Below are 22,039 nucleotides of genomic sequence, written 5' to 3'. Positions count from 1 at the left end.
ACCAAATGGTATCGCGCGTTATTTCACAATTCCACCGCAGACAACATAACAGCTTGCCCATAGCAATGTAAGCGCTTACATTGAGGGCGAATCGGCGGTGGAGCGCCGGTGACGGGAGGAACATCATGTCTCTGTTCGCAAGCGCGGCCCTGTTCACGATTTTCGCACTGAACGTTGCAATCGGCTCGTTCGGCGGGAAACCGTTTCTTGGCGATGTCGGGGAAATGCTTTTGCTTTTGGCGACATCGCTGACCTTCGTGGCCGCCATCCTGAAAAGTGAATCGGCAAGGCGGCAGGGCAAAAAATAATCAATGCACCAATGGGAGGACGATCAATGAAGAAAGAACGCAAAGAGCTTGCGTCGGCTGAACGCCGCAATTTTCTGAAACTGGCCGGAACCGGCAGCTTTACCGCTGCTATGGTTGCCGGAGCGGGCGGCATGCTGTGGTCAACAGAGGCCGTTGCCCAGACCGCTGCCGAAGAAAAAGAACGTGAACGCGCCGCCGACCACTCGATGACGATTGCCACGGCCTATGTGCTGGGCGCATCGCGCAGTTACCCGATCATGCAACTGGACCTGAAGGAAAACATCCAGAATGCCACCAACGGCAAGGTCTATGTCAAACTGGCCCCCGGCGGTCAGCTTGGCGCAGGTGGCGCGCTTGTGCAAAAGGTTCAGGGCGGCACCATTCAGGCGGCACAGCATTCGCTGTCCAACTTCGCGCCTTTTGCCTCGACCGTTGACCTGATCAACATGCCCTATCTTTGTGGCTCGAACCAGCGTTTCACCAATCTGGTAAACTCGGATTTCTGGAACACCGAAGTGCACCCCAAGGTCGAAGCCGCAGGGTTCAAGGCGCTGTTTTACGTCAACATCGACCCGCGCGTTGTTGCCGTGCGCAAAGGCGGCGCGGGCGCAGTCCTGTCGCCGTCAGACCTGGGCGGCGTCAAGTTCCGCGTTCCGGGGTCCAAGATGCTACAGCAATATTACCGCATGGTCGGCGCCAACCCGACACCTGTCGCCTGGGGTGAGACGCCTTCCGCGATCAAACAGGGTGTTGCCGATGCGCTGGATCCGTCGGTCGGCGCGCTTTACGTCTTTGGTTTCAAGGATATCCTGAGCCATGTGACCTTCACCCAGGCGGTGCCGGACAGTCAGGTTTATTCGTGTAACCTGGAATGGTTCAACTCGATGCCCGCAGACGTGCAAGAGGGGATCATGTGGGGCTCAGAGATGACCGCGCACCAGAACCTGTCAAAAGTGCCGTCGGCACGGGCATATGCCATGGCCGAGCTGGCCAAGGCCGGTGTCGAATTCCACTCGCTGAGCGACGATCAGCTGGCGGAATGGAAAGCGGCGGGGGGGTATCAGCGGCCAGAATGGGATGAGTTCAAAACCGAGCTTGCCGGTTCGATGGACGCTTTTGCCAAGATGGAAGAAGCCGCCGGAACCCAAGGCAAATACTATGTCCACGACGCCTGACCCGGCGCACCTCTGAAGGGGTGGCATTGCGTCGGCGTCACCTTGGTGCCGACGCCCCCAAGACAACACCGAGGCCGATTCACCCGGCCCCGGATATCCTTTTGGCGAATGGAAGCTCATCATGATCAGACTGATGAAAGCCTTGGACAAAAACGCTGAACGATGGGCGCTATTGGTCTTTTACGTGATGCTCGTCGTCACCATGGCGGTCGAGGTCCTCAGGCGCGAGATCTTTTCCTATTCCTCGATCTGGGGCGAGGAGATCGTCCGCTACTCCTTCATCTACCTGGTCTGGATCGGTGCCGCCATCGCCGTCAAGGACCGTGCACACATCCGTATTGACGTCCTGCTGCACTACCTTGGGCCACGGATGAAGGCGCTGATCTATATCTTTGGCGATCTGGTGATGTTCGGGGTCGCCGTAATCGCGCTTTATTGGTCGCTTGAAACGGTTCATGTGTCTGCCAAATTCGGCTCGGTCAGCCACGGCCTGCGCGTTTCGATGGTGTGGTTCCTGATGGCAGTACCGGTCGGTTTCGCCCTGATGATCCTGCGCCTGATCCAATCCTTCTTGCGCGACCTGCGTGCCCTTCGAGACGGCAAAGACGTCTACGAAGGCGACAAGATGTTTGATTGAGGGGAAAACCGATGCTCTGGAACACACTCAATCAAACAGTCGAACTGGGCTGGGATTTTTACCTTCCCGTCATCCTTTTCGTGGGCCTGATTGCCCTTGCCGTTCCGGTCTGGGCCGCCATCGGCACCGCCGCGATCACCATGCTGGTCATGTCGGGCGACATGCCTCTGAGCGCTGTGGGCGAAAGCCTGTTCACCGGTATTGACGCCTTTGCCCTGACCGCCGTGCCATTGTTCATCCTGACCGGCGATGTGTTGGTGCGCACTGGCCTGTCACGCAAATTCCTTGACGTGGCCGAGGCGCTGACCCAATTCGCCAAGGGGGGCTTTGGGTCTGCCACCGTCCTTGTCTGCGGCATGTTCGCGGCGATCTCGGGCTCGGATGCGGCCGGTGCCGCCGCTGTGGGCCGGATGACCATCGACCGTCTGGTCGAAAGCGGCTATCCGCGCCCCTATGCTTGTGCGCTGGTCGCGGCAGGGGCCTGTACCGGCATCCTCATCCCGCCCTCGATCGCTTATATCATCATCGGCCTGGTTCTGGGTATTTCTGCCTCGACCCTGTTTCTTGCGGCCCTCATCCCCGGCATTTGCATCCTTGTGTCGATCCTTGTCACCAACATCGTGGTCAACCGGATTTACGGCTATGAGGGCGGCGGCAATGTGTCGATCGGCGAGTATTTCGCCAATCTCGGGCGGTCGCTCAAATCCGGCTGGTATGCGTTCATCGTGCCCGGCATCATCTTTTACGGCATCTTTTCGGGCCGCATGACCCCCACCGAGGCGGGCGCAACCGCCGTGGTTGTCACCATCGCGATGGGGCTGATCATGCGGACGCTGAAACTTGCGGATTTTCCGTCGATGCTGCTTAGTTCGGCCAAGGTGAATGGTGTGATCCTTCCGATCATCGCCTTTTCCGCACCGCTGGCCGAGGCCCTGGCAATCATGGGCGTACCGCAAGGCTTCGTGACCTCGGTTACGTCGCTCACGGATGATCCACAAATGCTGATCCTGTTAATGATCCTGATTCTGATCGCCGCAGGCTGCGTTATGGAAACCACGCCGAATATCGTGATCCTGGCGCCGATCCTGAAACCGCTGGCCGACAACATCGGCATGAACGAAATTCAGTTCTGCATCATGATGATCACCGCGCTTGGTGTGGGTTTCATCCCCCCGCCGCTCGGCCTGAACCTGTTTGTGGTTGCAGGCATAACCGGCGAATCGATCCTCAAGATCGCGGCCCGGGCCGTCCCCTTTGTTTTCTTTATGCTGATCGTGACCCTGATAATCGCCTATTTCCCGGCGATATCCACGACGCTGCTTCCCGATATCTACAAGTAGGACCTGACCAATGACCCGAGAATATCTGAAAAAAGCGACGCTGACGTCAAAATCCGATGCCACCGATGTAAAGGCCACCGTGCGTGCCATCCTTGATGATATCGAGGCGGGCGGTGACAAGGCGGCAATGGAATATGCCGCCAAGTTCGACCGCTACGAGGGCAATGTCGTCGTAACACGCGCCGAGATCGAGGCCGCAGCGGCGCTGGTGCCGGAGAAACTCAAGCGCGACATACAGTTTGCCCATAACAACGTGCGCCGCTTTGCCGAGGCCCAGAAAGAGACCCTCAGGAATATCGAAGTCGAAGTGGTGCCGGGTCTGATTGCCGGCCAAAAGAGCATCCCGGTCACCGGCGCGGGCTGTTACGTGCCGGGCGGCCGCTATAGCCATATCGCCAGCGCCATCATGACCGTGACCACCGCCTCTGTCGCCGGGTGCAAGCACATCGTTGCCTGCTCGCCGCCGCGCCCCGGCGTGGGCATCGCGCCCGCGATCATCTATGCCGCCGATCTTTGCGGTGCCGACACGATTTTGGCCATGGGCGGAGTGCAGGGCGTCGCGGCAATGACATTCGGCCTGTTCGGCCTGCCAAAGGCCAACATCCTGGTAGGGCCGGGCAATCAGTTCGTGGCCGAGGCCAAGCGCATGCTGTTCGGCCGCGTGGGCATCGACATGATCGCAGGCCCCACCGACAGCCTTGTCCTTGCCGACAAGACCGCCGATCCGATGGTCGTGGCCACAGACCTCGTGGGGCAGGCCGAGCATGGCTATAACTCGCCGGTCTGGCCTGTGACCGATCACCGCCCGCTGGCCGAAGAGGTGATGCGCCTTGTCCCCGGCCTGATCGACGATCTGCCCGAGGTGAACCGCGACAATGCCTTCGCCGCATGGCGCGACTATGCCGAGGTGATCCTTTGCGCCGACCGCGAGGAAATGGCCGCCACATCCGACGATTACGCGCCCGAACACCTGACCGTTCAGGCCGAAGATCTGGATTGGTGGCTGGGTCGACTAAGCTGTTATGGCTCGCTGTTCCTGGGGGAAGAAACCACCGTTGCCTTTGGCGACAAGGCCGCAGGCACCAACCACGTTCTGCCCACATCTGGCGCGGCAAGCTACACCGGCGGCCTTTCGGTGCACAAGTACATGAAGATCGTCACATGGCAGCGCGCCACCCGTGAGGGCGCCAAGCCGGTGGCCGAAGCCACGGCGCGGATTTCCCGGCTGGAAGGTATGGAGGGGCACGCCCGCACCGCCGATATTCGTCTCAGGAAATACTTCCCCGACGAAACCTTCGATCTGACGTCCAATGGTTGAAAAGGGCATACTTGATATGACAGGTCGCGTCGCCCTGGTGACGGGCGCAAGCTCGGGGTTGGGGCGGCGTGCGGCCAGTGTGTTGGCCGCCGCCGGTGCGCGTGTCGTAGGCGTGGCGCGCCGCGCCGACGCGCTTGTTGAATGGCAGGCCGAGGTTGGCGATCATGGCGCGGTCATTGCCCATGATCTCGCGGATCGTGACGGGCTGGCCGATCTTGCCCGCGCCGCCGCCCTGCCTTTTGGCGCGCCCGATATCGTGGTGCATGCGGCCGGCATCAACACCCGGCAGGCGGCGGACGATGTCACGCCCGAGGGCTGGGATATCACCTTGGCGCTAAACCTCGGCACGCCGTTTTTCCTGAGCCAGTATCTTGTTCCGGCGATGAAGGAAAAAGGCTGGGGCCGGATCGTGAACTTTGCCTCGCTGCAATCCTTTCGCGCCTTTCCCGGCGGCATTGCTTACGGCGCAAGCAAGGGCGGCGTGGCCCAGATGACCCGCGCCATGGCCGAGGCCTGGTCGCGCGACGGCGTCAACGTCAATGCCATTGCCCCCGGCTTTATCCGCACCGAGCTTACGGCGGCGGTGTTTGACGACCCCGAGCGCGCGGCACGCAACGCCGCGCAGACCTGTATCGGGCGCAACGGAGAGGTTGACGATCTTGACGGCCCGCTGATGTTCTTTTGCTCAGAGGCGTCGAAATACGTGACCGGACAGATCATGATGGTGGACGGAGGTTTTACAGCAAAATGAAGGCGTTGGTTTATACCGGCCCCGAGGGGCTTGAGTATCGCGATATGGCCGATCCCGTGCCGCAAGACGGCGAGGCGTTGATCCGGGTCGACAGCGTTGGCATCTGCGGCTCTGACATGCATGCTTACCTCGGCCATGACGAACGCCGCCCCGCGCCGCTCGTGCTTGGCCACGAGGCGGCCGGCACCGTATTGAGCGGCGCCATGACCGGCAAGCGCGTGACGGTGAACCCACTTGTCACCTGCGGCACCTGCCCGGCCTGTACATCCGGGCGCGACAACCTGTGCAGCACCCGCCAGATCATTTCCATGCCGCCGCGCGAAGGCGCCTTTGCCGCGCTGCTGACCATGCCCGAACGCAACCTGGTGGTGATGCCCGACCATATCACAACCGATCAGGCGGCCCTGGCCGAACCGATTGCCTGTGGTTGGCATGCGGTACGTCTTGGCCGGACCGCCCTTGGCGAGGGGGCGCATCGCGCGCTTGTGCTCGGTGGTGGTGCCATCGGTCTTGGCGCGGCGCTTAGCCTTGCGGCGCAGGGCATCACCGACATCACCATGATCGAGCCCCACCCGGCGCGGCGCGCCTATCTCAGCATGCACTGCGAACAGCACGTCCTGCCGCCCGATGGGCTTGATCCCTCGGATCAGTTCGATTTCGTGGTCGACGGGGTCGGCTTTGACGCCACCCGCGCGCAGGCCTCGGCCCATGTGCGCCCCGGTGGCGTTATCGTGCATATCGGCCTTGGCTCGGCCACGGGCGGGCTTGATATCCGGCGTATCACCTTGCAGGAAATCACCTTTATCGGCACCTATACCTATACCGCACAGGATTTCCGCGATACCGCGCAAGCAATGTTCGAGGGCCGCATGGGCCCGCTCGATTGGACCGAGAAGCGCCCGCTATCGGACGGTGCCGTCGCCTTTTCCGATATCCGGAAAGGTCGCACGACCGCCCCGAAAACCATCCTTGCACCCGAGGCCACAGCGTAACACAAAGGGCGGGGACGCTCGGGACGGAAAGGAACTGTGATGTACAAGAAAATCATCGTCTCTCTGTCGCTCGATCACGGGATCAGCGAACCGGCAATCGAAGCCGCGCAGAAGCTGATCGACGAGGACGGAGAGATCATCGCCATCCACGTTCACGAACCGCTCAACCCGTCGGTACGATCCTATGTCGATGAAGATGCCGTCAATGCGGCGCTTGGGGCGGCAAGGGATCGTCTTGCCGAGCGGGTCGCCCCCTTTCCAGGGGTCAAGACACGCCTGATTACCGGGCATTCGGGGCGCGCGATCACCGATTTCGCCCGTGAATGGGGGGCCGACTGCATCGTCATCGGCTCTCACAAACCGGGATTAAGTGACTTTCTACTCGGCTCCACTGCCGCGCGCGTTGTCCGCCATGCGCCCTGTTCGGTTCATGTCCTGCGATGAACCCCGCATCCCTTACCCGCCATCAATATCCTGCAATCAAGGAGTAACCACGTGTCCATCCACACGAAAATCGTCGACGATCTGGTCGCCAATGACATCAGTTTCGTCACCACCGTGCCCTGCAAACAGCTGGCCGGTGTGATTGATGAAATCGAGGCCCGCCCCGAGATCTTTCACATTCCAGCCAACAAGGAAGACGAAGGCATGGGCCTCTGCGCCGGTGCCTTCATGGGCGGCAAGCGCCCCGCGATCATCATGCAGAACACCGCCATCGGTGTGACCATCAACACGCTGGCCACCCTGACTCAGTTCTACCGCATGCCGCTTCCGATGCTGATCAGCTATCGCGGCGAGCTGCGCGAACCTGTGGCCTGTCAGGTGGAAATGGCGGTGCATACCAAGGCGCTGCTCAATCAGCTGAATATCCCGACCTATCACTTTCACAGGGAATCGGACGCGAACGAATTGGACGCGATCCTGAAATATACATTCATGTGCAACAAACCGGTCGCAATCCTGACCGACGCATCTTTCTGGGGAGGCTACGGAGACCAATGATCCGCTCTGACGTTCTGCGCGATATCGCGCCTGTAATCCGCGACCATCTGGTTGTATGCAACATCGGCCTTCCAAGTCAGGAGCTACACCTTCTGGATGACCAGCCGACCAATTTCTACATGCTCGGCACCATGGGGCTTTCCTCCTCGATCGGGCTTGGTCTGGCTCTGGCCCAGAACAAAAAGGTCATCTCGATTGACGGTGACGGCTCTGTCCTGACCAACTTTGGCACCCTGCCGACCATCGCCAACAATGTGGCCGACAATTACATCCTGCTGATCATCGACAACGGCAGCTATGGCTCGACCGGCGATCAGCCGACCTATGCGGGCAAGAAGACCTCGCTCGCCGCCGTGGCAAGCGCCTGCGGCTGTGAGACGGTGATCGAATGTCAGGCCAGTGAGACCAGGGAGGTGCTGGAAAAGGCGCTGGCCTCGGACAAGATGACGATCATCGTGTGCAAATGCGAAAGCGGCAATATCAAGGTTCCGGTCATCACCATGGACCCGGTCGTGATCCGTGACCGCTTCATGAAGGCCGTCAAGGCCTGAGGTCAAAACACCAAAAGGAACATTGATGCTGCCCTCACGCGACATCCACTGTAGTGAAGACGCCCGCCAGATGGCGCGGCGCCGGCTGCCGTGGATGGTGTTCGACTATATCGACGGGGCAGCAGGCGAAGGTCACGGCGAGGCCCTGAACCGGGCCGCATTGCGCGATCTGCGGCTTAAACCGCGCGTGTTGTGCAACGTGACCCGTCGCGACCTTTCCATGCCGGTGTTTGATCACCCTGCAAAAGTGCCCTTCGGGATCACCCCGATGGGCATGTGCAACCTCTCGACCCCCGGTGCGGACCTTATGCTGGCGCGGATCGCCGCGCGTGACCGGGTGCCTCTGGGGGTCTCGACCGTGGCCTCGACCGCGCTTGAAAAGATGCTTGAGGCCGCCGAGGGCCATGCCTGGTTTCAGCTTTACTTCAGCGGTGACGGAGGCGGCACGATGCAGCTTGTCGAACGCGCCCGTGCCGCCGGTTACGAAACCCTTGTCGTCACCCTTGATGTGCCCGAGGTGGGCCGCCGCCCGCGCGAATTGCGCCATGGCTTCAAGATGCCGTTCCGCATAGGGCCAAGGCAGTTTGTCGATTTTGCCCTGCACCCGCGATGGTCGTTGACCTCTCTGGTCAAGGGCCGCCCGCAGATGGCGAACTTCGCCGATGGCGGGTTTGATCGCACCGCAAGCCGCGCCGCCGCCGACTGGTCCTATCTGCAACGGCTGCGCGCGGCCTGGCCCGGCAAGCTTGTGATCAAGGGCGTTTTGGATGTCGACGACGCCCTGCGCCTGCGCAAGGAAGGCGTCGATGCCATTCAGGTTTCAAGCCATGGCGGGCGCCAGCTTGACGGCGCCCCGCCGCCCATTCTGATGCTGGCCGCGATGCGCGACGCCCTTGGGCCGGAGTATCCGCTGTTTTACGATTCCGGCCTGCGCTCGGGCGAAGATATCGTCAAGGCCTATGCCATGGGGGCCAGTTTCGCCTTTCTTGGCCGACCGCTGCTTTATGCGATGGCCGGGCGCGGCGAGCGCGGTTTGAACCAGCTTTGGCAGGTGATCGGTGAAGAAATCAGCCTGACCCTGGCGCAACTGGGCAAGACCGACATGACAGCGCTTGAGGAATGTCTGGCACGCTAGGCCAGATCGCCAAACCGCTTGCATGACGTCCCGAACCGCCCGATACCTTGGCCATGCGATTGTCCTATTCCGCCCTTGCCGCCGCCTCTGCGCTTTGCGCGGCGATCGGTGTGTTCTGGCTTTCGCTCAGCTTTTTCCAATCCGAAGAAGAGGCCAAGGCGCGCGGGCGCCTGTCGCTTTACCGCAGCACCGTGCTGGCCGAACTCGAGCGGTTCTCGCATCTGACCTATGTGCTGGCGCGCGACACATATGTGATCGAAACCGGGCTTGGCGCGCCAACAGACGTTCTGGACAAACGGTTTGCTGCCTTTGCCGCGCAATCCGGGCTTGATGCGATTTACCTGATGCAGGCCGACGGGGTGACGATCTCGGCCTCGAACGCCGACAAGCCCGAAACCTTTGTCGGGCAGGATTATTCCTTTCGCCCCTATTACCGCGCAGCCATCACCGGCACGCAGGGGCGGTTTTACGGGATCGGCGCGACCACCGGATTGCCGGGCTATTTCATTGCCGACGCCGTTCAATCGCCGGATGGCGGAATTTCCGGGGTGATCGCGATCAAGCTTGACCTGACCGATCTTGAAGAGGCCTGGCGCGCGGCGGGAGAACAGGTTTTCCTGGCCAATCGCGACGGGGTTGTGTTGCTGTCGTCCAACCCCGACTGGCGCTATCGCACGCTTGGCAACCTTTCGGATGCACAGCGCACCCGGATCGCCGAGAACCGGCAATTCCCCGGTCAGCCGCTTGATCCTCTGAACTGGCAACCAAGGGGCGATACCCGCGCGATGATCGACGGCGCCACGCGCATTCACCTTTCCGCCAGCCTGCCGCAGCACGATTGGAAGCTGCATTATTTCGCCGACGACAGCGCCGCGGTCACCCGAAGCTGGCTTTTGACGGGGATGGTGATGATCCTCGCCGGGGCTGGCTTCATGGTCTCGCAGGTGCGGCGCACGCAACGCATTGGCGCAGCCCTGCGCCGCTCCGAAGCCGAAGAGGCACAGTTGCGCCTTGCCAATGACCGGCTTGCGGTCGAGATCGAGGATCGCCGCACCGCCGAACGTCGCCTCAAGCGCACGCAGGACGAGCTTGAGCGCGCCAGCCGCCTGGCCGCACTTGGCCAGTTGGCCGCCTCTGTGACCCATGAACTCGGCCAGCCGATCGCGGCGATGCGCAACCACCTTGCCGCCGCCGAAATCGCCGATCAGCCCGCGCAGAAGGTGATCCCTCGGATTGCCGGGATTGTCGACCGGATGGAAGGTATCACCCGCCAGCTCAAGTTCTTTGCGCGCACCGATCACGAGGTCTTCCGCGAGGTCGACCTGCGCGATGTCGTCAATGCGGCCCTGTCGCTTCTGACCCCCAATATCGAGGCAAGCGGCGTGACGCTCGATCTGCGCCAGCCACCCGATCCGATCCTTGTACGTGGCAATCAGCTCCGCCTTGAACAGGTGATGACCAACATCCTGCGCAACGCGGTGGATGCACTTGAGGATAGCGACGAGCGGCTGTTGCATGTGCGCATGGGCCTTGCCGACAAGGCGGGCTGGGTCGAGGTGCACGATACCGGGCACGGGCTTGGCAAGGCATCGCTCTCGGACCTTCAGGAGCCCTTTGTCACCACCCGCGAAAGCGGGCGGGGCATGGGACTCGGGCTGGCGATATCGGCCAATATCGTCAAGGAGCATCATGGCCGGATCAGCGCGCGCAACGCCGAAGGGCGCGGCGCGGTGTTCCGGGTCGAAATACCGGTGGCCGACGGCGAAGAGGACACAGACCCATCATGATACCCCCGGCACATCCCCGCATCATGATTGTCGAGGACGACAAGGCCATGCGCCTGTCGCTGATTGATCTGTTAGAGGCCGCTGGCTGGCAGGTCGAGGCCCTGCCCCGCGCCGCCCGTGTCGCCGAGCGTCTGGCCGAGTTTCAGCCCGACGTGATCCTGTCGGATGTGCGCATGCCGGGACTGTCCGGGCAGGATCTTCTGGCAAGCCTTGATCCCGAACTGTCGCCGCCGTTGGTCCTGATCTCGGCGCATGGCGATATCGCAATGGCGGTCAGGGCGATGCAGGGCGGCGCCTATAGCTTTGTGGAAAAGCCCTATGAGCCGCGCCGCCTTTTGAACATCCTGCAACATGCGCTTGATCAGCACCGGATGAAGCGCACCACGCAAAGGCTCAAACAACGCCTGATGCAATTGTCGGGGCTGGACCGGGTGTTGCTGGGGCAGACCCCCGAAACCACCGCCCTGCGCGAAGAGGTGCTTGATCTGGCCCAAAGCGGCGCCGCGGTTCTGTTGCAGGGCGAGACCGGCACCGGCAAGGAACTTGTGGCGCGCGCCCTGCATGACCTGGGGCCGGATGCCGAAGGGCCGTTCCTTGCGCTGAACTGTGCGGCGCTGTCGCCCGACGGGTTCGAGGCGGAAATGTTTGGCGTGCATGATGGCGCCAAGGGTCGTCTGGCCGGCGTTGACGGAGGCACGATCTTTCTTGACGAGGTCTGTTCATGCCCGCCGATAGTGCAGGCCAAGCTGTTGCGGGTGATCGAGGATAAAGAGGTCTTGCCGTTTGGTGCCGAAGTGCCCGTGCCGCTGACCTTCCGGGTGATTTCGGCCACCAACGAAGACCCGGACGAGGCCGTGGCGAACGGGCGGTTGCGTCAGGATCTCCTGTATCGGCTGAACACCACGGTGATCAGACTGCCGACCCTGCGCCAGCGGCGCGATGACGTGATGTTGCTTGCGGCGCGGTTCCTGGAGGAATTCGCGCGCATCTATGAAACCCGCGTGCCCGACCTTAGCCCCGAAGACACCGCCGCCCTTCTGGCGCACGACTGGCCCGGCAATGTGCGCGAGCTGCGCAATGTCTGTGAACGCCGGGTTCTGGCGGCGCGGCGCGGTGCCGGGTCGATGGCACAGGCGCTGCGCACGGATCCGCTTGGCGATGACGTGCCCGACACCCTGCGCGAGGCCGTTGCCGCCTTCGAACGCGAATTGATCGGCAAGGCGATCACCGCCCATCAGGGCCGGATGGAGGCCGTGGCAGAAGCGCTTGGCATCGGTCGCAGGACGCTGAATGAGAAGATCGTCAAGCTTGGGCTGGACAAAGAGGCGCTGCTGTAGTGTCCTTGCGGAATTCCGCAGGGCTCGCGCGGGAGGACTGCGCGCTTTTCTTCATAGCCAGACGCGCGCCCATGTCCGAAGGTAAGCCCGACGAATTCGCATGCAATCTGGGAGGAAAATCATGCAAAAGTTACTGAGCCACACCGCTGTGGCCGCCCTTACCCTTGCTTTTGCCGGTGAGGCAATGGCAACGGAATGGAATGTTTCGCTCTGGGGCAAGCGCCGCGCCTTTACAGAGCATGTGCACAAGCTTGCCGAACTGGTCGAGCAGAAGACCAACGGCGAGTTCACCATGAACATCAGCTATGGCGGCCTGTCCAAGAACCGTGAAAACCTTGACGGGATCAGCATTGGCGCCTTCGAGATGGCCCAGTTCTGCGCCGGGTATCACCCCGACAAGAACCGTGCGATCACCGTGCTAGAGCTGCCCTTCCTCGGCGTGCGCAACCTCGCCGAAGAGGTCGCCGTCAGCAACGCGGTGTATGCTCATCCCGCCGTGACCGAGGAAATGGCGCAGTGGAACGCCAAGATGCTGATGACAAGCCCGATGCCGCAATACAACATTGCCGGCACCGGTGAGCCGCGCGATGAGCTGGCCGAATTCGACGGCATGCGCGTGCGCGCAACCGGCGGTCTTGGCAAGGCCTTTGCCGCCGTTGGCGCCGTTCCCACATCGGTAACCTCGTCCGAGGCCTATCAGGCGATGCAATCCGGCGTTGTCGATACCGTCGCCTTTGCCCAGCACGCGCACCTGTCCTTTGGCACCATCAACGAGGCCACCTGGTGGACCGAGAACCTCAACCCCGGCACGGTGAACTGTCCGGTGGTCGTGAACATCGACGCCTATGAAAGCCTGTCGGACGCCGAGCGCGAGGCGCTTGACGGCTCGGTCGGTGAGGCGATCGACCATTACCTTGCCAACTATGGCGAACTGCTCAAGAAATGGGACACAGTTCTTGCCGAAAAGAACGTGACCAAGGTCACCATTTCAGACGAACAGCTGGCCGAGTTCAAAAAGGTCGCAGCCGAGCCGATCGCAGCCGCCTGGATCGAGGAAATGGGCGCGCAGGGCATGCCCGCCCAAGAGCTTTATGACCTTGTCGGCGCGACGCTTGAAAAGGAACGGGCAGGCAACTGATCTGCTCTGCGGCCCCGGTGGACACTCTCCGGGGCCGTTCTCCAAAGGTCTGACGCCCCCACAACAGGAGCTTAACCGCCATGGCCGGCTCTTTTGCCGTAATGCGCGATTCCAGCCTGCTTAGCCGCCTAGATCAGGCGCTTCAGGTCGTGGAACGCTTTTTCGCTTTGATCGCGGGCCTCTTTGCCTTCGGTCTTATGGTGCTTGCCGTCATATCCGTGACGGGGCGAAACATCTTCAATGAACCGCTGTCCGGCTATGTCGACTGGATCGAGGCCTTCATGCCGCTGATCGCCATTCTTGGCGTGTCCTATGTTCAGCGCGACGGCGGCCATATCCGCATGGATATCGTGGTGGCACAGCTTAAGGGCCGCGCGCTCTGGCTGGCGGAATTCCTGACGACCTTTGGCATACTCATCCTGATCGTGGCCCTGATCTGGGGATCATGGGCGCATTTCGACCGCAGCTTTGACATGACCAAACCACTCTGGAGCCGTGACAGTTCGATCGACATCGGCCTGCCGATCTGGCCCTCGAAACTTGTCGTGCCGGTGGCGTTCTCGGTGATGGCGCTGCGGCTTGTACTTCAGCTTTGGGGCTATGGGCGCGCCTTTGTCAGCGGCGCCGAACGCCCGGTGGCGGTGCCATTGATCATGTCTGTTGCGGAACAGGCGGCGGCTGAGGCCGAACATATTCAGGGACGCGATTAATGACCTCGATTGAAATCGGCCTTTGGGTCACCGCCGGAATGCTGGTCATGGTCGTGCTTGGCATGCGCGTGGCCTTTGCCGCGGGTCTTGCGGGCATCGTTGGCCTCGTCTGGATCTTCTGGGACAAGAAGGATTACGAGTTTGCACAGCTTGCATGGGCGCTGACCGTTGGCGTCAAGACCGCCGGACAGGTCCCCCACGGCAAGGTCTCGTCGCAGGCGCTGTCGCTTATCCCGACCTTCATTCTGATCGGCTATCTGGCCTATTACGCAGGCCTCACCCGCGCGCTGTTCGAGGCAGCAAAACGCTGGATCGCCTGGGTACCGGGCGGCCTTGCGGTTGCCACGGTGTTTGCCACAGCGGGCTTTGCCGCCGTATCGGGCGCCTCGGTGGCCACGGCGGCGGTGTTTGCCCGTATCGCCATCCCCGAGATGCTTGACGTCGGCTATGACAAGCGTTTCGCGGCAGGCGTCGTGGCGGCAGCCGGCACATTGGCAAGCCTGATCCCCCCCTCGGCGATCCTTGTGATCTATGCGATCATCGTGGAACAGGATGTGGGCATGCTCTTGCTCGCCGGGTTCATTCCCGGCGTGTTTTCCGCGCTGGTCTATACCCTCCTGATCGTGGGCCTTGCCCTGACGGTCAAAGGCTTTGGCCCGCCGGTGGGTGGGTTCACCTGGCGCCAGCGGTTTTCGTCGTTGCCGCCCGCCCTGCCGATTGTCGCGGTGGTCGTGATCATCATCTTCTTTGTCTACAACCCCTTTGGCGGCGATGCCTGGGGCACGCCGACCGAAGGCGGGGCGATCGGCGCCTTCATCGTCTTTGTCATTGCCGCCTATCGCGGCATGCGGTGGCCCGAACTCAAGGATGCCCTGCTGGAAACAGCCAAGCTTTCGGTGATGATCTTTTCGATCATCTGGGGCGTGCTGATCTATGTGCGTTTCCTGGGCTTTGCCGATCTGCCCTCGGCGTTTTCCGACTGGATCACCTCTTTGCACTATTCACCGATGGTGATCCTGCTCTGTATCCTGCTGGCCTATGCGGTGCTTGGCATGTTCATGGATGCGATCGGGATGCTGCTGCTGACATTGCCGGTGGTTTATCCGGCGGTCATGGCGCTGAATGGCGGCGAAGCGGTCACGGCGGCGGAAAGCGCCTTTGGCATGAATGGCACGATGTGCGCGATCTGGTTCGGTATTCTGGTGGTCAAGATGGCCGAGTTCTGCCTGATTACGCCGCCCATTGGTCTCAACTGTTTCGTGGTGGCGGGCGTGCGCGACGATATCAGCGTGCAGGACGTGTTCCGGGGCGTAACGCCGTTCTTTATCGCGGATGCCGTCACGATCGGATTGCTTGTCGCCTTTCCCTGGATCGTTCTTTGGCTTCCGTCACAGGCGTAATACTCAGAAATCCTTAAAATTCTAAGTGTTAAAAGCCAGGTAATATCCTTTGTGCTAAACCTTAACACGGGTGAGTAACAAAGGTGGTGGATATGAGCGCGCGTAGCAATGCGGCGCCAGTCATCATCAAACGGAAAAAGGTCGTCGCTGGCGGCGGGCACCATGGTGGTGCCTGGAAAGTCGCCATAGCATTTTCCTTATAGAGTGGCGGTTTCCGCCAGTTTCATGTCCCGCCCCCATCTTGGAAGCGGCCTGTGCTGTCATTCTGACATGTGCAGCAATCGGTAGATTTCCGGGCTGCGCCACCCGTTTCCGGATGCACGCCCAAGATGGCCCTGAAGATCCTAACGGAATGCTAAAACCAACCGCCGATAAATCGAGCATTTTAGTCAAAACCGGATCATGCCCGTTTCTCGACCTTATGATCGACCTCGCCCAGAATCGTATGCTTGTGACCATATTCATCATAGGTCTCCATCGAGCGTCTCATGCGCCGAAACGCCGCCATGCGGGCCGCGACGTTGCGAATCCCCTGCAATGCACCATCCAGAAGCGCCTGATTGCGCGTCACCTTGGCCTGCAAAGCCTCAAGCTCCGAAGGAACGCTGTCGGTCATTGCGTTCAGGGCGTCGATCAGGCCTTCTTTTTCCTCGACCAGCTTCGGGATCGCCTGAAGGTCGCCCTTCAAAAGTGCGGCGCGTTCAATTTCCAGAAGGCTGTCGAGACGGCGGATGATTTGGTGCTCGGTGTCATGCGTCATTGGTTTTCTCCGTCAGGGATTGATAAAAAACTTCGGCAAGCCCGATTCCGCCGTTGCGGACCATTTGCAGCGCAAGCGCTTCGCGATGAAACGAAGCAAACTGATCCTCGCCGCTACTGCCGCTGAACGAGTTTTCCTGCTCACCAAAACCCGCAGACTTTAGCATTTCAGCCAGAAAACTGGCCTCAAGCCGTTCTGCGGCTTCTCTTATCGGCGACGCCTGACGCGTGGGGGTGGCAGGGCGCACGCCAGCCTGGATTGGTAAGAAATCTGTCACGGGATTACCTCGAATTGAACGAACTAAATTCGATAAGACCCCAAAGCGGTAAAGAAGCAGTAACCAGCTTTTGGCATGATCGGCACAACGCGGAAGAAATCCCGGAGTAGCGAGATGCTGATGCCAACTATTGCCAATGGTCCAGGTCAGGGCCCGCCCATCGCCCGCCAAGGCGCGCCCGACACGCGCGCCGGTAAGGCACCGCAACGCGACACGAAAGACGCATTTGGCGCATTGTTTCGTAAGGGTGACACCCCTGGTCAGGGGGGGCTACTTCCCCGGACAACAGACGCCGGCACCTCAGACGAGACCAGTGACGGTGCGGTCATTGATACGACGGCTGAAATCGCCGAGCCTGCCGAAGAAAACACACAGGACTTCGACGCCCGGCAGGACGACGCGATTCTCCTTCAGGCGGAACCGCCGCTTTTGGAACCTGCAGCAGAGGCGCCGATCACCCCGACAGAGCCAGAGCAGGAAAATCCGCAGCTGGCTTTGATACCGGTAACGGATCAAATAACTGTGCCGAAAGAAACTACACAAGCAGGGGCGGATGCAAGGGTCGTGACGCAACAGGATCTGCGCGCCGGGCAAAACCGGCACCCCGCTGAAACCCAAGGTACGCAAGAGGGCCCAGGTCAAGGCGCGACACGCGCCGCGGAAAACATGCCCGCCGACCCCGTCAAGGCGCTTCCGTTAACCGCGAGCGCAACAGCCGTTGCGGCAAGGGCCACGAGGGGTGGCAACCCCGACGGGCCGACAGGTTTCAAGCCAGACATGGCAACAGCAATCGCCGGATCCGAGAACGGTGATGCGCCGCTTGTCTTCGAGGCGCGCGTAACGGCGGGCAACACCCCGGCAAGCGCGATCCCGACACAGGCGCTTTGGCAACGCCCCGAACTTCCGCAACATATCGCAATGCAGATCGCCGCGGCGGCACAGAGGGGCGAAGGCAATCGCCCCATCGACCTTATCCTGAGCCCTGCCGAACTTGGGCCCCTGCGCCTTAGCCTGTCGTCGCTTGACGGCGTGATGAGCGTCACGGTGACGGCAGAGCGCCCCGAAACCCTTGATCTCATGCGCCGCCATATCGACACGCTGGCGCAGGAATTTCTGAATATCGGCTATGGCAAAGCAGAGTTTTCCTTTGGCGGCGGGCAATCTGGCGAAACCGGACAGGATCCCGCCGATGCCAGCATTTTACGGACCGGGGAAACCAGCACGCAGGACCCCGTTGCCGACACACCCAACCTTCACCACAGGCCAATCCTGATTACGGACCGCCTTGATATCAGACTATAGAAAGGGCTCCGGATGGAAGTCACCTCTGCTACGCAACCCAGGACCAACACGACCGCGACGGCCAACGCCCAAAGTGGCGGCGCGCTCAACTCTGACTTTGAAACCTTCCTCAAGATGCTTACCACCCAGATGCAAAACCAGGATCCCCTCAATCCTGTTGAGTCAGCGTATTTTGCGGTGCAACTCGCCACGTTTTCGACCGTCGAACAGCAGGTGCGCACCAATGATCTCTTGGCGGGGCTGGGCGCAGGCCTGAGCACGCTTGGCATGGGGCAGCTGTCCGGCTGGATCGGGATGGAGGCGCGCGCCGATGTGCCGGTCAATTTCACGGGTGATCCCATTACTCTGACCACCGAAGTCGATCCGGCCGCAGAGACGGCGGAAATGGTTGTGAGCGACGCGCAAGGCGTGATCGTCCAACGGTTGGATATCCCACCGCAAAGCGGGCGCATTGAATGGTCGGGCCTTGATGTTGCGGGCATCCCGCTGCGCGACGGCACCTACAAGATTTCAGTGCATTCCCTATCGCAGGGCGAAATCATCGCGCGCCATGACGCAGAGGTGCATGGCCACATCACCGAAGCGCGACTTGACGCGGGCCAGATCAATCTTGTGATGGCGAACGGACAGACCATTGCCGCCTCACAGGTGCTTGGGCTTCGCCCGCCCGAAGAGTGATCTCTGACTTGCCTGCCCGGGCTGGAACGCATAGCGTCTGGCAACCCTCGGCCCAAGCAGCAGGACATGACAACATGCAGGCCAGCCTTTCAGAAAGCGCCGGTACAAGGCTGGCCAAATTGCTTGCGGTGCGCGGCGTGACCACGGCCAACGCCCGATGGGCGGTGCTTGATGGCGGGCGCACCAATCAAAGTTGGCGCGTAACCGACGGCAGCCGCCAAATCGTCATCAAACTCTTTGCGCAGGGTGCCGAAAACCCGCTTTTTCCCAATGATCCCGCGCGTGAAATCCAGGCCCTGCGCCACCTTCAGGGGCATGATCTTGCACCACGGCTCGTTGATCACTTTGCCACACCGCTTGGCCAATGCGTAATCTACGAACACCTTCATGGCGTGACCTGGAAAAGCGACACGGCAAAGGTAGCGCAGGTATTGAAACGGCTGCACCGCCTCGATGCTCCGGAAGGCCTGCGCGCCACACCGGACGGAAGTCTTGCCCTGCGTCATCAGGCAGAACGTATTCTGCAAAGTTGCGCGCCTTCTGGCGCCGATTGGGCCCAACGATTGATGCCAAAGGCCGAAGTTGCGCCCATCGGCGCGGCATGTCTGCTGCATGGCGATCCGGTGCCGGGCAATATCATCGGTGACTCGCGGGGCTTGTGGTTGATTGACTGGCAATGTCCGGGTGTTGGCGATCCTTGCGAGGACATTGCCATTTTCCTGTCCCCGGCCATGCAGCTTGCCTATCGCGGCAAAGCGCTTGCAGAGGGTGAAAAACAGACCTTTCTTGATGCCTATGACGACGCCAAGGTCATAAAAAGATACACTAATCTTGCGCCTTGGTATCACTGGCGCATGCTGGCCTATTGCCTGTGGCAAACGGCCAATGGCGACCCTCAGGCCGACATCCGCGCCAAGGCCGAGGCGCGCGCCCTGGAGACCGGTTAGACAGCAAAAGCCACTTCGACCCTGCACAAGCCTCATGGTCAATACCTGTAGGGTCGGCACATGATGGCGCTGCGGGACTGCACGACGGGTTTCGATCACGCTTTGCCTAGCCTGTACCGGCCACCGCGCAAAGCCCTGCGTCCGTCCTGTCCGGAAAAATCCGGACGGGGCGGGGCCAGAGCCGAACTTTAGCTGTAATTCATAAGCGCAAACATTGCCGCTGCGCCCGCGACACCCCCCAGAAGCGCCCAAAAACCGTTTCGCGGCCAGCGTGACGGAGCTGGCGGCGTTGCTGGCGTGGCTTGCCGGATCAAAGCATCCTCAACAAGCTTGGGCAGTCGCGGACCATAGCGCGAAAGAACCGCCGCCGTGCGCCCGAGATCGCGCAGCATCGCCCGCGGACCGATCGTGGACTTGACGTAATCCTCAACCACAGGCTTGGCCACCTGCCAGATGTTGATCTGCGGATAAAGCGAGCGGGCAACACCCTCGACCACCACCATCGTGCGTTGCAGCAGGATAAGTTCGGTCCGGGTTTCCATTCCGAACCGCTCTGTCACCTCGAAGAGATAGCTAAGCAGGCTGCCCATCGAAATCTTACTGGCATCCATGCCAAAAATCGGTTCGCCCACGGCCCGCAAGGCGCGCGCAAAGGCATCGACATCACGGTCGGCAGGCACATAACCGGCCTCGAAATGCACCTCCGCGACGCGGCGGTAATCGCGACGGATAAACCCATAGAGGATCTCGGCATAGACCCGGCGGGTATATTCGTCGATATGCCCCATAATTCCGAAATCATAGGCGATGATATCGCCATTGGCGGCAACCTTGAGGTTGCCCTGATGCATGTCGGCATGAAAATACCCGTCGCGCAACGCGTGACTGAGGAAAAGCTGAAGAACGCGTTCGCCAAGCACGGATCGGTCATGCCCCGCCGCATCAAGCGCCGCGTTGTCCCCAAGCGGAAGCCCATCCGCCCAGGCCATGGTCATGACCCGGCGCGACGACAGGTCCCACTGAACCGCAGGCAACTGAAAGCCCGCGTCCTCGCCGGTATTGGCCGCAAATTCAGAAGCTGAGGACGCCTCAAGCCGCAGATCGAGCTCGCCCATGACGACGCCCTCAAAATGCGCGATCACCTCGGTCGGGCGCAGACGGCGCGCACCGGGGGCCAGCATTTCGATGGTCCGCGCGGCAAAATAAAACGCGTCTATGTCGCGGCGAAAGGCCCGTTCGATTCCCGGACGCAGCACCTTGACCGCCACCGCCGTTCCGTCCTCGCGCAGCCGCGCCTTGTGGACCTGCGCAATAGAGGCCGCCGCCACCGGCGGGCTAAAGTCATCAAACAGCGCCTCGACCGGCTGGCCAAGTTCCTGTTCGATGCTGCGCTTGGCAAGTTCGATCGAAAATGGCGGAAGCTTGTCCTGAAGCACCCGCAACTGCTGGGCGAGGTCCTCGCCCACAAGATCGGGGCGCGTCGACAGGATCTGACCGAACTTGATATAGGCCGGGCCAAGCGCCGTCAGGGCGCGCGGCGCAGGCGGCGCATCGGGATCCCCCTTGTAGCCGAGCCATTGAAACGGCCAGGCCAGAAAGCGCATCGTGCCGCGCACCAAAGGCGGCGCCTCGAAGGCATCCATGACAAGACCCATCGCGCCGGTCCGCTCAAGCGTGGCACCGGTCCGGATGAGGCGCAGAATATTATGTGGTCCGCGCATTCCTAGATTTTCCAGCCCGAATGCAGGCAGGCGATGCCAAGGCTGAGATTGCGGTATTTCGCATTCTCGAACCCTGCATCGCGAACCATCTGAAGAAATGTTTCCTGATCCGGAAACTGGCGGATCGATTCAACAAGGTACTGATAGCTGTCGCGGTCGTTCGCGATCAGCTGCCCCAGCTGCGGGATGATGTTGAAGGAGTAAAGATCATAGACCTTCTGCATAAGGTCATTGGGAATCTGGCTGAATTCCAGAACCATCAACCGCCCACCGGGCCGGAGCACGCGAAACGCCTCGTTCAGGGCCTCTTGTGGGCGGGTGACATTGCGGATGCCAAAGCTGATCGTATAGGTGTCAAAGGTGTTATCCTCGAACGGCAATGCCATCGCATCGCCCACCACCCAATCAAGACTGGCGGCCATCGCTTCGGCCTCGGCGCGTTTGCGGCCCTCGATCAGCATCGGCTCGGTCAGGTCGAGAACGGTGGCATGACCGCTACCGGCGCGTTTGAGAAACCGGAAAGAGATATCACCGGTGCCCCCCGCCACATCCAAAAGCTTCTGACCCGCGCGCGGCGCAAGCCAATCCATCATCGCATCCTTCCAGATACGGTGAATGCCCATGCTCATGGCGTCGTTCATCACGTCGTATTTGCTGGCCACATTACCGAATACCCCGCGCACACGTCCGGCTTTTTCGGCCTCGGGCACGGTCTCAAATCCGAAATGGGTGGTTTTGTCGCTCATGGGTCTTGCCGTTCCTTGCTCTCGATC

General features: G+C 60.9%; 23 protein-coding genes and 1 pseudogene. 20 read left to right on the top strand and 4 right to left on the bottom strand.

Annotated elements, in window-relative coordinates:
* Positions 1 to 125 precede the first annotated feature (125 nt).
* The 17 genes and pseudogenes from QZ522_RS06570 to QZ522_RS06490 all read left to right on the top strand — a co-directional run.
* Positions 126 to 308: a hypothetical protein gene (locus QZ522_RS06570; RefSeq protein WP_294608883.1), complete on the top strand. Its 183-nt coding sequence runs from the start codon at positions 126 to 128 to the stop codon at positions 306 to 308.
* Positions 309 to 334: 26 nt separating this feature from the next.
* Positions 335 to 1,483, top strand: coding sequence for a TRAP transporter substrate-binding protein (locus QZ522_RS06565; RefSeq protein WP_294608881.1), 1,149 nt, complete (start codon positions 335 to 337; stop codon positions 1,481 to 1,483).
* 121 nt (positions 1,484 to 1,604) lie between these two features.
* A complete protein-coding gene (locus tag QZ522_RS06560; protein ID WP_294608879.1) occupies positions 1,605 to 2,120 on the top strand; it encodes a TRAP transporter small permease in 516 nt (171 codons plus the stop codon).
* Positions 2,121 to 2,131: 11 nt separating this feature from the next.
* Complete coding sequence (locus QZ522_RS06555) at positions 2,132 to 3,460, top strand: TRAP transporter large permease (RefSeq protein WP_294608877.1); 1,329 nt, start codon at positions 2,132 to 2,134, stop codon at positions 3,458 to 3,460.
* 10 nt (positions 3,461 to 3,470) lie between these two features.
* Entirely contained in the window at positions 3,471 to 4,778 is a 1,308-nt protein-coding gene (gene hisD / locus QZ522_RS06550; RefSeq protein ID WP_294608875.1) for a histidinol dehydrogenase, read from the top strand.
* Positions 4,771 to 5,529: an SDR family oxidoreductase gene (locus QZ522_RS06545; RefSeq protein ID WP_294608874.1), complete on the top strand. Its 759-nt coding sequence runs from the start codon at positions 4,771 to 4,773 to the stop codon at positions 5,527 to 5,529. Before hisD ends, QZ522_RS06545 begins: the two co-directional genes overlap by 8 nt.
* Entirely contained in the window at positions 5,526 to 6,521 is a 996-nt protein-coding gene (locus QZ522_RS06540; protein ID WP_294608872.1) for an alcohol dehydrogenase catalytic domain-containing protein, read from the top strand. The genes QZ522_RS06545 and QZ522_RS06540 overlap by 4 nt, the downstream gene beginning before the upstream one ends.
* 39 nt (positions 6,522 to 6,560) lie before the next feature.
* Entirely contained in the window at positions 6,561 to 6,965 is a 405-nt protein-coding gene (locus tag QZ522_RS06535) for a universal stress protein (protein ID WP_294608870.1), read from the top strand.
* Between the two features lie 51 nt (positions 6,966 to 7,016).
* Positions 7,017 to 7,523 carry a sulfopyruvate decarboxylase subunit alpha gene (comD, locus tag QZ522_RS06530; RefSeq protein ID WP_294608868.1) on the top strand — a complete coding sequence of 169 codons (507 nt, stop codon included), beginning with the start codon at positions 7,017 to 7,019 and terminating at the stop codon, positions 7,521 to 7,523.
* Positions 7,520 to 8,074: a sulfopyruvate decarboxylase subunit beta gene (comE, locus tag QZ522_RS06525; RefSeq protein WP_294608866.1), complete on the top strand. Its 555-nt coding sequence runs from the start codon at positions 7,520 to 7,522 to the stop codon at positions 8,072 to 8,074. The genes comD and comE overlap by 4 nt, the downstream gene beginning before the upstream one ends.
* A gap of 25 nt (positions 8,075 to 8,099) precedes the next feature.
* Positions 8,100 to 9,209, top strand: a complete 1,110-nt coding sequence (locus QZ522_RS06520; RefSeq protein WP_294608864.1) for an alpha-hydroxy acid oxidase — start codon at positions 8,100 to 8,102, stop codon at positions 9,207 to 9,209.
* A 59-nt stretch (positions 9,210 to 9,268) separates the two neighbouring features.
* Positions 9,269 to 10,996 (top strand): ATP-binding protein, encoded by a 1,728-nt coding sequence (locus QZ522_RS06515; RefSeq protein WP_294608862.1) that lies wholly within the window; start codon positions 9,269 to 9,271, stop codon positions 10,994 to 10,996.
* Positions 10,993 to 12,333, top strand: a complete 1,341-nt coding sequence (locus QZ522_RS06510) for a sigma-54 dependent transcriptional regulator (protein ID WP_294608860.1) — start codon at positions 10,993 to 10,995, stop codon at positions 12,331 to 12,333. The genes QZ522_RS06515 and QZ522_RS06510 overlap by 4 nt, the downstream gene beginning before the upstream one ends.
* Positions 12,334 to 12,454: 121 nt before the next feature.
* Positions 12,455 to 13,471 (top strand): C4-dicarboxylate TRAP transporter substrate-binding protein, encoded by a 1,017-nt coding sequence (locus QZ522_RS06505; protein ID WP_294608858.1) that lies wholly within the window; start codon positions 12,455 to 12,457, stop codon positions 13,469 to 13,471.
* An 80-nt stretch (positions 13,472 to 13,551) separates the two neighbouring features.
* Entirely contained in the window at positions 13,552 to 14,181 is a 630-nt protein-coding gene (locus QZ522_RS06500; RefSeq protein WP_294608856.1) for a TRAP transporter small permease, read from the top strand.
* Positions 14,181 to 15,581 carry a TRAP transporter large permease gene (locus tag QZ522_RS06495; RefSeq protein ID WP_294608854.1) on the top strand — a complete coding sequence of 467 codons (1,401 nt, stop codon included), beginning with the start codon at positions 14,181 to 14,183 and terminating at the stop codon, positions 15,579 to 15,581. The genes QZ522_RS06500 and QZ522_RS06495 overlap by 1 nt, the downstream gene beginning before the upstream one ends.
* A 92-nt stretch (positions 15,582 to 15,673) precedes the next feature.
* Positions 15,674 to 15,772: pseudogene (locus QZ522_RS06490) on the top strand (chemotaxis protein MotB); the annotation flags it as partial.
* 209 nt (positions 15,773 to 15,981) lie between these two features.
* Here the strand turns inward: QZ522_RS06490 and QZ522_RS06485 are convergent.
* The gene (locus QZ522_RS06485) at positions 15,982 to 16,341 is read right to left on the bottom strand and encodes a flagellar protein FlgN (RefSeq protein ID WP_294608853.1); all 360 of its coding nucleotides are present in this window, start codon (positions 16,339 to 16,341) and stop codon (positions 15,982 to 15,984) included.
* Positions 16,331 to 16,618: a rod-binding protein gene (locus QZ522_RS06480; protein ID WP_294608851.1), complete on the bottom strand. Its 288-nt coding sequence runs from the start codon at positions 16,616 to 16,618 to the stop codon at positions 16,331 to 16,333. Before QZ522_RS06480 ends, QZ522_RS06485 begins: the two co-directional genes overlap by 11 nt.
* Positions 16,619 to 16,732: 114 nt before the next feature.
* Here QZ522_RS06480 and QZ522_RS06475 point away from each other — a divergent pair, with 114 nt between their 5' ends.
* The 3 genes from QZ522_RS06475 (at position 16,733) to QZ522_RS06465 (ending at position 19,545) form a co-directional block, all read left to right on the top strand.
* Positions 16,733 to 17,920 carry a flagellar hook-length control protein FliK gene (locus tag QZ522_RS06475; RefSeq protein WP_294608849.1) on the top strand — a complete coding sequence of 396 codons (1,188 nt, stop codon included), beginning with the start codon at positions 16,733 to 16,735 and terminating at the stop codon, positions 17,918 to 17,920.
* A gap of 12 nt (positions 17,921 to 17,932) precedes the next feature.
* The gene (locus QZ522_RS06470; RefSeq protein ID WP_294608847.1) at positions 17,933 to 18,598 is read left to right on the top strand and encodes a flagellar hook capping FlgD N-terminal domain-containing protein; all 666 of its coding nucleotides are present in this window, start codon (positions 17,933 to 17,935) and stop codon (positions 18,596 to 18,598) included.
* A 74-nt stretch (positions 18,599 to 18,672) separates the two neighbouring features.
* Positions 18,673 to 19,545 (top strand): phosphotransferase, encoded by an 873-nt coding sequence (locus QZ522_RS06465; protein ID WP_294608845.1) that lies wholly within the window; start codon positions 18,673 to 18,675, stop codon positions 19,543 to 19,545.
* A gap of 188 nt (positions 19,546 to 19,733) precedes the next feature.
* Here QZ522_RS06465 and ubiB read toward each other — a convergent pair whose 3' ends face one another.
* Positions 19,734 to 21,266 carry a 2-polyprenylphenol 6-hydroxylase gene (gene ubiB / locus QZ522_RS06460; RefSeq protein ID WP_294608843.1) on the bottom strand — a complete coding sequence of 511 codons (1,533 nt, stop codon included), beginning with the start codon at positions 21,264 to 21,266 and terminating at the stop codon, positions 19,734 to 19,736.
* A gap of 2 nt (positions 21,267 to 21,268) precedes the next feature.
* Positions 21,269 to 22,012, bottom strand: coding sequence for a bifunctional demethylmenaquinone methyltransferase/2-methoxy-6-polyprenyl-1,4-benzoquinol methylase UbiE (gene ubiE, locus QZ522_RS06455; protein ID WP_294608841.1), 744 nt, complete (start codon positions 22,010 to 22,012; stop codon positions 21,269 to 21,271).
* Positions 22,013 to 22,039: the final 27 nt, after the last annotated feature.

This window comes from uncultured Roseovarius sp. (genome assembly GCF_913054395.1).
In the GTDB taxonomy this organism is placed as follows: domain Bacteria; phylum Pseudomonadota; class Alphaproteobacteria; order Rhodobacterales; family Rhodobacteraceae; genus Roseovarius.
Note: the sequence above shows the minus strand (reverse complement) of the source record. Positions and strands in the feature narration are given on the sequence as shown.